This window comes from Pseudomonas sp. P97.38 (genome assembly GCF_001269745.1).
GTDB classification, from domain to species: domain Bacteria; phylum Pseudomonadota; class Gammaproteobacteria; order Pseudomonadales; family Pseudomonadaceae; genus Aquipseudomonas; species Aquipseudomonas chlororaphis_E.
Genome location: NZ_LHVJ01000024.1, coordinates 508857 through 518871 on the forward strand (window position 1 = coordinate 508857; position 10015 = coordinate 518871).

Here is a 10015-nt window from a genome sequence, read left to right on the forward strand (position 1 = left end):
CAATCCACTGCGGGAGCGAGCTTGCTCGCGATAGCGGTGGGTCAGTCGACGTCAATATCGATGAACCGTCCCCATCGCGAGCAAGCTCGCGCCCACTGTTTTGTAGCGTCTATCAGTGCACCGACTGATCGGCCGGCAGGTGGATGATCCGCGGCCGCTCCAACGGGGCCAGGGGCGGTGGTTGCAGGTCAGGGCCGAGCAGGTGGAAATGCGGCACGACGTGACTGATATCGCCGTCCTGATTATTGTGGATGATCTTCGAGCCCGGCTGGCGCAGCGTTTCCAGGCGTTCGTCAGTCAACTTGAAGCTGTCGCTCAAGCCTTGGTCGTCCACCACCGGCGCCGGCAGCCGCCGCTGGGCAAAACTGCGGCTCTTGCGCTGCTGATACCGCGCCCAGGCGATCAGCAACACCGCGTTGACCAGTGCGATCCAGCCATACACCTGCAAGGTCGCGAGGGTATCGACCAGCGAGCCGCCCAGGTGCGGGCCGGCGTGGCTGTCGAACAGCGGCCAGAGCCCGTTGACCAGCAGGTACAACAGCCCGACCCACGCCAGCACGGTAATGAACGCATCGATGACCACCAGAAAAGGTCGCTGTCGGGTCCTGATAATTTTCATCGGATCACTTCCTCTTCCTGATCATCGAACGGCTTGATACCGCGGTCCGGGCTGACCCAGCGCGCCCGCTTCTGATGCTGGCCGAACAGCACTTTCGGAAAGCTCACCAAGGTCGTGAACAGGCTGATCAGCCAGAACACCAGCGGGTACCAGACCACCCAGAACATGATGTGCCACAGGCCTTTTTCGTAGCGGCGATCGATCAGGATGCTCACCCCGAACTGCATCAGGCACACCACCGCCAGCAGCAGCCCGGTGAAGGCCGGTGGCATGAGGTGATCGACGGCAATGGCCGCCGGCAACGCCACGAACTTGCCAACGCCCCAGAAGATCACCGACAACAGGAACGTGAAGGCCCAACCGGTGGACAGGCAGTATTCGAACAGCAACGGCCACAGATAACGGTGCCGGTACTGCCAGATGCCACGGATGTTCTTGAACAGCACTTCGGCACCACCCTGGGCCCAGCGCAAGCGCTGTCGCCACAGGCCGCGCAGGGTTTCGGGCATGAGGATCCAGCACAGCGCACGGGGTTCGTAGAAGATGCTCCAGTGGTCCAGTTGCAGCTTCCAACTGATGTCGATGTCTTCGGTGATCATGTCCGGGCTCCAGTAGCCGACCCGATGCAGGGCCGTGCGTCGGAAGGCGACGATCACGCCGGAGACGGTGAAGATCCGCCCGAAAACCCGTTGGGTGCGCTTGATCAGGCCGATGATCGAGGAGAACTCACCGACCTGGACCCGGCCGATCAAGGTCGAGCGGGTGCGGATACGCGGGTTGCCGGTCACCGCGCCAAGGCGGGCGTTCTCCAACATCGGTGCCACCAGGTAGGCGCAGGTGTTGGGCGCCAGCAACGCGTCACCGTCGATGCACACCAGGTACTCACTGCGCGCCGCGATGGCCCCCATGCGCAGTGCCACGGCCTTGCCCTGGTTTTCCGCCAGGTGCAGCACGCGCAGGCGCGGGTCCTCGGCGGCCAGTTGGTCGAGCATCTGGGCGGTGTTGTCCTTCGAGCCATCGTTGATGGCGATGACTTCGATGTTCGGATAATGCTGGCCCAGCGCCGCGTGAATCGTGTCGGCGACGTTGTCACCTTCGTTGAAGCACGGGATCAGGATGCTGATCAGCGGCTCGCCGGCCAGGGGCGGCGGCAAGGTGTCGTCCTGCCAGGGCCAGTGACGCTCCCAGTGCAGCCAGAAATACAGGCCACCGGCGATCCACAGCCCGGACATGAACAACGGATAGAAGAACACGAAGTCCATCAGGAATTGCCCGGTGACCAGGAAGATCAGGCCCAGGGGCACCCCAAGGACGATCGCCAGCACCAGCAGGGCGAGCAGTCTGTCGAGCATGTCAAGGATTCCACTTGTTGGAGAGCGCCGGCCGCACGGTTTTCACAGCGGGCTGGTCTTCGATGAAGTTGTCCGGGTAGTAGCCGAAACTGGTCACGCCCTGGCGCTTGAGGCGCCCCATCCAGTCGGCGAGCAGTTCGCCGTCGATGTCGGCCACCGGCTGGCTGTCCCAGTCACGCGCCTGCAATTCGAACACGGTGCGCTTGAGGGCTCCGGGGCGGGACTTGACCGTCTGGACCAGGCGCTCCAGCCAGGGGCCGGATTGCTGGCGCGTCTGTTTTTCCATCAACGGCATGGCCATCGGCGCCGTCCAGTCGTAGGCATTGAGGAAATCGTCGAGGTTCTGGGCAAACCAGGCTTCGCTCGAAGGGTTGAGCATCGGCTCGGCAAAGAGATTGCGCGCCGTCAGAACCTGCGGGCCTCGAATCGCCCGGACCTTGGCGGTGAGTTCATGGGTGAAGTCGATCAGGTAACGGCTCTTGAAACGAGTCCAGCGCTGCATCGTCGCCGGGTCGTCCCGCAGGGCCGCCATGGACGTCGGCAAGCCGTTGGCCGCGTAGACTTTCAGCGCAGCGGGGCCGGCGTCCTCGAAGTCGGAGAACACCGCATCGTCGTGGTACAGGACCCCATCCAACGAGCTCATCCGCGCCAGGTCTTCGTAGATTTCGCCGACGACCTTGCGCACCGCCGGGTCGAACGGCGACAACCGTACGTACTGGTCCGCAGCGACCTCGGTCTTGCCGGTCTCGGGATTCCAGCGCTGCACCCGCGGCAGTTTCGCGTCCAGGGCGAAACTGAGCACCGGCATCCAGGCGTAGACCTTGGCATTGGCCCGGGTGCGCAGTTGCCAGGCCACCCGGTCGAACAGATCGGCCCGCACCGGCAGGTGACGGTTGGGGAAGTACAGCGAATGCACCAGGCCGTCGCCCTTCGGATCGGCGAAGGCCTGCAGGAACACCGTGTTGGCGCCCAAGTCGGAAATGCGCTGGATCAACTTGCCGACGTTGGCTTCCTGCTGCACCGGGTCCGGGTCGTAGACGTAATCGAGGTCGACATGGACCACGCGCATCGGGTCCATCGTCTGCACGGACACCACGCTCTCGGCGAAATGGGCGCCATCCGGGTCGGAAGCCACCAAAAAGCGCGGGCCGCTCATCAGGTTATCGAGGCTGTCGAGTCCATCCTCCAGGGTCAGGGCCATCTGATAACCCTCGCTGCCAATCACCTGCAACGCAGTGCCGTCGGCTTCCCCGTAAGGCCAGACCCAGACCCGTGGGCTATAGCCGGTGACCTTGCGGATTTTTTCGGAAATGGCCACGACGTCCTTGCGCAAGCGCGCCTGGAAATCGGCCTCGGTTTCATAGCGACCGGTGGCGGGATCGTAGCGGCGGGTGGTCGCCGCCGGTTGCTGGTTGCCTTGCGGGTTGGCGAGTACGCCCTTGTGGTTGGCGTCGGTGTGGGCGGCGATTTCCACCAGGCCCGACTTCGACACTTCGCGAATCTGCTCCCAAGTCAGGAACTCGGAACGCTTGCGCGGCACCCCGGCGAAATCCACCGGTCGATCCAGCGGTGTGTCGACCCAGCTGCCGACCGGGGCCAGGATCGCCGGCCAGTTGTAGGCGCGCAAAATGGGCATGACGCGGGTGTAGAAACTCGAGTAACCGTCGTCGAAACTCAGCAGTACCGCACGCGGCGGCAGTTCAGGGCCACCATTGCGAGCGGTGATGATCTGGTCCACGGTCACCGGCTGGTAGTTGTTTTCCCGCAGCCAGGCCAGTTGCTCGATCAGTCGCTCGGTGCGCACCGCCACCAGGGCCTGGTCCGGGTCGAGGTCCTCGACGTCGTGGTAAGCGATGCCGAGCACGTGGTTCTTCGGCCACGGCGCATCGTTGGCGGCCACGGGGCGTTGCGCGGGCGGCGTGAAGGCCGGGGCCTGCTGGGCACAAGCGCTGATCAGCAAGACCCCCAGCAGAAGGATGAATCGCGAAATGACAGGCATCTTCAAACTCTTCTAGAAGCGGTAGGTGAGGTCGACAAGCAGGCGCAGGTCGCTTTCGCGATCGCCGTCGTAAGGGCGGTTGAGCCAGCTCAGAGCGGCACCGGCCTCGACCACGTCGTTCCAGATGAAACGCTGACCGTAGCTGAGCAATCCCGTGGCAGCGGTGCTGTAGTCACGCTGGCTGTAGGCCCCCGCGCCGACCTGAAATTGCTGACTCCAGGTGGTTTCGTAACGGCGATACAGCACATGGTTGGCGAGCACCGTCGGCATGACGCTCAAGTCCGACTTGGGGTTGAAGTAGGGCACTTCGTTGGAACCACTGTTGCGGCTGGCCGCCACCTCCAGCCCCAGCTCCACTTGCAGGCGCGGCGCGCTGTAAAGGCCCTCGCGACCGGTCAACTGGGTCTCGAGGCGGTTATTGCCATCGCTGAAATGAGACGGGCTGACAGTCAGTCGCCATTCGCGGCTTTCATTGGCCCGCCAACGCACGAAACCACTGCCGCCATTGGCCCGGACGCCGCTGTTGAGCGCTCGCAAGGGGGTGTTCGCCGAGAGGTAGTCCAGGCTGCCGCCGTACTGCCAATGATCATTGACGTCCAGGGCCATCGCCAGGCGCGCGCCCTGTTTGTCGCCGGAACCGTAGTCGTGGTTGGACACCTCGGCTTCCAGCGTCATGTCACGCGTGCGCCGCTCCACGCCCAGGCGTTGCCAGCGGTGATGGCCGGTGCCTTCCTCGAAATCACCGGTGGCGTAGCCGGTGCCGCCGAACAGCCGCCAGTCTTCGTCGATGGGCGGGCTGTAGAGCAGCGTTTCGATGCCAAAGTCCCGGCTACCGGTGACGGCCCCCGCGTCACCGTTGCCGCCGCCATAACTCTTGCCGGTGTAGGCTTCGATACGCAGCTCGGCCATGTCGTGCACTTCGCGCTGGCGTTGCAGGCGTTTGACGTGGGCGTTTTCCGGGTAGCGCGCGACCACGTCGTCGGTCAGCGCATCCAACTGCCGCCACTCCTGCAAATCCATCGCGGCACGGGCCTGGGCAATTTCCAGGTCACGGTTGCGCGGGATCGTCGCCTCGATTTCCTTGAGCAGGCTTTCCGAACGGCGTGGCCAGTCACGGGCCTGGTACAGATCGGCCTGGGCCAGGCGCATGCCGGTGTTGCCGGGACCCTGGCTGACCAGGTTTTCCAGGCGAGTCTCGGCCGAGGGCAGATCAGCCCCGTAGGTTCCGGCCTGGGCAGCCAGCTGCTGGGCGTCCATCCATTCGTCGTTGGGGTTGCCGATCGGCAAGCCCTTGAGCTCGATGCGCGGGCGTTGGGACTTGGCCATGTCTTCGGCCAAGGCGCGGGCTTCTTCGGACTGCTCACTTTCCAGCAGCGCGTAGTAGAGCGCGGTGCTGTCTTCGAAGCGGTCCGCCGGATCGGCATCCGGCGCCGCGAGTATCCGTCGGTACAGGTCGACGGCGATCTCCGGCTCCCGCTGCTCCAGGTACGAGGAAGCCACCCAGCGCAAGGCATAGGTCGGAATGCCCACCCCTTCCGCGAGCAGCTTCTGGTATTCGGTAATGACTTCAGCACGGCGGGCACGGGCATTGAGGGCGCCCATGCGGTCGATTCGCCAACGCACCACGTCGTCGTGGGCCTCCGCCACCGGGGTCCAGGTGGCGAGCAGCTTGTCGTAGTCGGCCAGGGCGCGGTCGGCAATGACGAAACGTTCCTGTTCGCCGCGGCTGGTCATGTCCGACAGGCGTACCCGTTCGGCCGCCACATCGCCTTCCAGGCGGCGCTGTATGCCCCGGTCGATCAACCCTGGTTGCAGGCGGGCCAGGCGCAGCGCCGGCTCGGGCAAACGCGCCCGTTGCAGAGCGACGATGTATTCGCGGGCGACTTCGGGGTTGTGGCCGGCGCGCGCGAAGGCCTGATCGTATTCGAACAACGCCTCGTGGGGATTGTTGGCCCGGGTCAGGGCGTAGCCCAGGGCCATTCGGCGCATCGGGTCCGCTGGCTTCGCTTGGACCAGAGCCCGGGCGCGGCTGACGGCTTCATCGGGTTTGCCGCCATCGGCCTGGGTCAGGGCCAAGCCCAGTTGCAGGTCCGGGTTCTGTGGGTCGATCCGCAACGCCTGGCGATACACCTGCGCCGCCGCGTCCCAGCGTTTGAGATCGCGATAGGCGCGGGCCGTTGCGCTCAGTGCCTGGACCGGCAGGTCGCGATAACGGCCTTGGGTTTCATAGACGTCGACCACCTCGGCATCGAGGCCGGCCCAACTGGCGATCTGCAGATGATCACTGATTTGCCCGGCGCTGGCCTGGCCGGCCGGAACCTGGCGCAACACGGTCAAGGCGGGCGTGTAGTGACCCGCACGGGCATCGAGCACCTTCTGGTCATAAGCCGTGTCGGCAAACGCGAGCATCGGCCAGCACAATTGACCGCACAGCGCCATGCGAAACAGCGGGCGTAAACCACGTTGAATAAAGGGACCCACGGTACGCGGCATTCGTCAGCATCCTTACATGGCCAGCCGGGTCGCAGTGCCCCCTTGCCCATCAAACAGGAAGCCGGATCAAAGGAATCCAGCCAAGCTCTAATGGGCGTAGTTTTGCACTGTCCGAGCGGTCATCTTTCGCAACGCCACAATTCTTCAGAATCGATTCAGATTTCCACGAAGGTTTCGCGGGCGAAAAAAAACCGGCCCGTGTGCAGTGCACGGGCCGGCCTGGATGCAGCGCGAGGCGGTTTACTGGACCGCGACGCCACCACCAATCTGGTTCATCACGAACGCGGTGAATTGCTCCACTGTCATCTTCTGACCGTTGAAATCCACCTGATTGTTGGCGTAGTGCAGCTTGGTCACCACGTCATTGCCATCAAGCGTCGCCAGCTGCGTGCCAACGGCCATGGCGCTGAACATATCGCTGGTGGCGGCGGCCTGGTCGGCGATCATCTTGGCATCCGTCTGGCCTTCCATCTGGGCCTGGACAGTGATCAGGTCCGCCAGCATCGGCTTGGACACCTTGAGGTTGAACTCCAGCAGGGCGAGCAGTTGGCGGCCCAGCTCATCAGGCGGCAGGTCCATGGATTGCGGCTTGGCCAGGTCGACGACCAGGCTCGCACGGCTTTCACCGTTGGCGGTACTGAACGACAGGTTCTCCAAAGCGATTTGCGGGGCGCCGGCCAGGATCTTCTCCAGATCGGCCTTGACCTGCGCTTCCTCGGCTTCGGTCAGGTTCAACTCAGGCGTTGGCTCGCCGGCAGCAGCGGCTTCGGCGGCGGCTTTCTCGTAGGGTTGCAGCTTGGTCTGGTAGAGCTGCATGAGCGACATCGTGGCCGGAATGTCCAGGTTCTTCAGGCTCACGGCCATCTGCGCAGCACCGATGGTCTTGTCGTTGTACGACAGCTCACCGATCTTGTAGTCGGCGCGGCCAGAGGCACTGGTGCCGTTTTCGGAGCTGCTGTTCTTCATCTCCAGGTTTTTCAGGCCCAGCACCGACTTCGGTTCGCCAAAGGTGGACTTGATGTTGCTCAGCAACACGGTGTTGTCACCCATGTAGTAGCCATAGGTGCTTTTGCTCAGGTTGCTGGCCAGCGTCAGGCCGTTTACCTCGACGTGCACCGGTGTCTGGTCTTCGCTGACCGTGTTCAGCTTGATGCTGTCCATGTAGCCATCAGCCTTGACCTTCTGCCCTTGGGCACTGGCGGCCATATCGATTTTCAGGCCAGAGAAGATCAGCTGGGTTTTCTCATCCAACTTGGTGTCCAGCGGCAACAGTTCATAGGTGCCGTTGAAGGACTCGTCATAACCCAGGTTGGTCACGCCCTTGAGCGGCGACTTGCCCTGGGTGGCGGCGAACCACTTTTCAGTCAGCGGGTTGGGCTCCAGCTCGGTATGGCTGGTGGCCATGACCGGCAACCACTTGAGCGTTACCAGACGCGAGAACGGGATTGGACCGTGTTCGATCTTGTCGACGAGCAGCAGCTCGACCGGCTCACCACCAAACACCTCGCCCTCACCCTTGAGGCGATAGTGAGCGGTGCTGCTGAACGTGCCACGCTCCATGGAAACCAGCTCCAGGACGGCGGTGCTATTGGAACCTGCCATGGCCGTTTGCATTTGCTTGTTGCTGTCGACAATCGCTTTTTGCAGCACGCCTTCGAGCTTGGTGCCGGTGTACCACGCGCCCCCCGCGCTGATCGCACCGACCGCCACGACGATACCCAGAAGTACGCTTGCTGATTTATTCATGAGTGACCCGATTGATATCCATGGTTGAAGAAAGCCGTCGTCTTCCCTGACCCGCAAAAGGGGTGTGGCTCGACGCCGTGAAGTGGAGCGGAGATTACCATCACGCAGGCCTTCGGGCCCAATGTTTAAAGGGGTAAAAACCTTTTCTTGAGAGGTGGTCTACGAATATTGGACTTCAATTTCATCGAGTTGATGGTCGAAGGTCTTGAGCCGGGCGCTCCATGTGTAGACCAGAACTTCGAAATCACGGTTGATCACCGCGGCGCCAGGTGAGTCAGCCCGCGAGTCGCAGAAATCCAGCTGGTAGCGCTCCCGGGCCATGGCGTTAGCGACATCACACAGCTCACGCGCGTTATTGAGCCAATGCCAACCGTCCTGGGTGACTTGCTTGTCCAAGGCGGCGCATTGGACCTTCAGAGCTTCGAGACTCTTTTCCAGCGGAGTGCCGGTGAGCTCTCCCATGACTTCCTGGAAAGTGCGGCCCGGCTGCCAGTAGCTGCCCCAGAAGTATCGGTCGAACACTGTCTCCACTCGCCGCAGTGCCACCTTGGTGTCCCAGATCAGCACCAGGGTCTTGCCTTGCTCAAGGTGTTTTTTCTTGATGCGTTGGCCTTGCAAGGACGCCCAGGCCACGGTTGCAATGGAGATCACACCGATCAACGCTGCCGCGCTGTCCAGGAAGAGCAGCGCCTTGTCGATCTGGTGAGTGAGCATGACGCCATAGAAATAAGTGGCCGAGAGCAGCAACAACGCCGCAATTGCGCACCAGAAGCCAGGAGCATAAGGGTTTTTCATTATTGGAATCCCCATGACCAGTGACGTCGCGGGCCCTTGGTTCGAGGCACCCCGACTATCACAGCATAGCAACGGCAACGGGGTTTGCCGGGGCATCACGGACAATCAGCGCTTGATCCGATTACCGGCCCAAAACGACAAAGCCCCTGTCTGCGTCAGCAGACAGGGGCTTTGGGAATTCAATCTTGACGATGACCTACTCTCACATGGGGAAACCCCACACTACCATCGGCGATGCATCGTTTCACTGCTGAGTTCGGGATGGGATCAGGTGGTTCCAATGCTCTATGGTCGTCAAGAAATTCTGTGTCCCGCCCGTTCAACAGCAACGAGCCGGAGAAAATCGATAACTTCTACTAAAACAAAACCCCAACTGCTTTCGCAATTGGGGTTTCGGAATTCAATCTTGACGATGACCTACTCTCACATGGGGAAACCCCACACTACCATCGGCGATGCATCGTTTCACTTCTGAGTTCGGGATGGGATCAGGTGGTTCCAATGCTCTATGGTCGTCAAGAAATTCTTGAGCCAGCGCGCTTTTCAGCGTTCCAGCGAATCGGGTATGTGATCGGGTGTGAGCCGCAAACTTTCGGTTCGTTTCGTCTTCACCACACCGCAATCTGGCTTTCTAAGCGCAAATTGCTTGGGTGTTATATGGTCAAGCCTCACGGGCAATTAGTACAGGTTAGCTCAACGCCTCACAGCGCTTACACACCCTGCCTATCAACGTCGTAGTCTTCGACGGCCCTTCAGGGAGCTCAAGGCTCCAGTGAGATCTCATCTTGAGGCAAGTTTCCCGCTTAGATGCTTTCAGCGGTTATCTTTTCCGAACATAGCTACCCGGCAATGCCACTGGCGTGACAACCGGAACACCAGAGGTTCGTCCACTCCGGTCCTCTCGTACTAGGAGCAGCCCCTCTCAAATCTCAAACGTCCACGGCAGATAGGGACCGAACTGTCTCACGACGTTCTAAACCCAGCTCGCGTACCACTTTAAATGGCGAACAG

Annotated in this window: 6 protein-coding genes and 3 rRNA genes; all 9 read right to left on the bottom strand. The window is 61.7% G+C overall.

Annotation, left to right across the window (positions count from 1 at the left end; all coding sequences use genetic code 11):
* Positions 1 to 112 precede the first annotated feature (112 nt).
* On the bottom strand, positions 113 to 619 hold the full coding sequence (gene pgaD / locus AD664_RS20125) for a poly-beta-1,6-N-acetyl-D-glucosamine biosynthesis protein PgaD (RefSeq protein ID WP_053149056.1): 507 nt from the start codon (positions 617 to 619) through the stop codon (positions 113 to 115).
* On the bottom strand, positions 616 to 1971 hold the full coding sequence (pgaC, locus tag AD664_RS20130) for a poly-beta-1,6-N-acetyl-D-glucosamine synthase (protein WP_047736263.1): 1356 nt from the start codon (positions 1969 to 1971) through the stop codon (positions 616 to 618). Before pgaC ends, pgaD begins: the two co-directional genes overlap by 4 nt.
* A gap of 1 nt (position 1972) precedes the next feature.
* Positions 1973 to 3970: a poly-beta-1,6-N-acetyl-D-glucosamine N-deacetylase PgaB gene (pgaB, locus tag AD664_RS20135; protein WP_053149059.1), complete on the bottom strand. Its 1998-nt coding sequence runs from the start codon at positions 3968 to 3970 to the stop codon at positions 1973 to 1975.
* 12 nt (positions 3971 to 3982) lie between these two features.
* Entirely contained in the window at positions 3983 to 6463 is a 2481-nt protein-coding gene (gene pgaA, locus AD664_RS20140) for a poly-beta-1,6 N-acetyl-D-glucosamine export porin PgaA (RefSeq protein ID WP_053149062.1), read from the bottom strand.
* A gap of 240 nt (positions 6464 to 6703) precedes the next feature.
* Complete coding sequence (locus AD664_RS20145; protein WP_053149065.1) at positions 6704 to 8209, bottom strand: YdgA family protein; 1506 nt, start codon at positions 8207 to 8209, stop codon at positions 6704 to 6706.
* A 159-nt stretch (positions 8210 to 8368) separates the two neighbouring features.
* Entirely contained in the window at positions 8369 to 9004 is a 636-nt protein-coding gene (locus AD664_RS20150; RefSeq protein WP_053149068.1) for a hypothetical protein, read from the bottom strand.
* 183 nt (positions 9005 to 9187) lie between these two features.
* Positions 9188 to 9303 (bottom strand): 5S ribosomal RNA (gene rrf, locus AD664_RS20155).
* Between the two features lie 105 nt (positions 9304 to 9408).
* Positions 9409 to 9524 (bottom strand): 5S ribosomal RNA (gene rrf, locus AD664_RS20160).
* A 137-nt stretch (positions 9525 to 9661) separates the two neighbouring features.
* Positions 9662 to 10015, bottom strand: a 23S ribosomal RNA gene (locus AD664_RS20165); the annotation flags it as partial.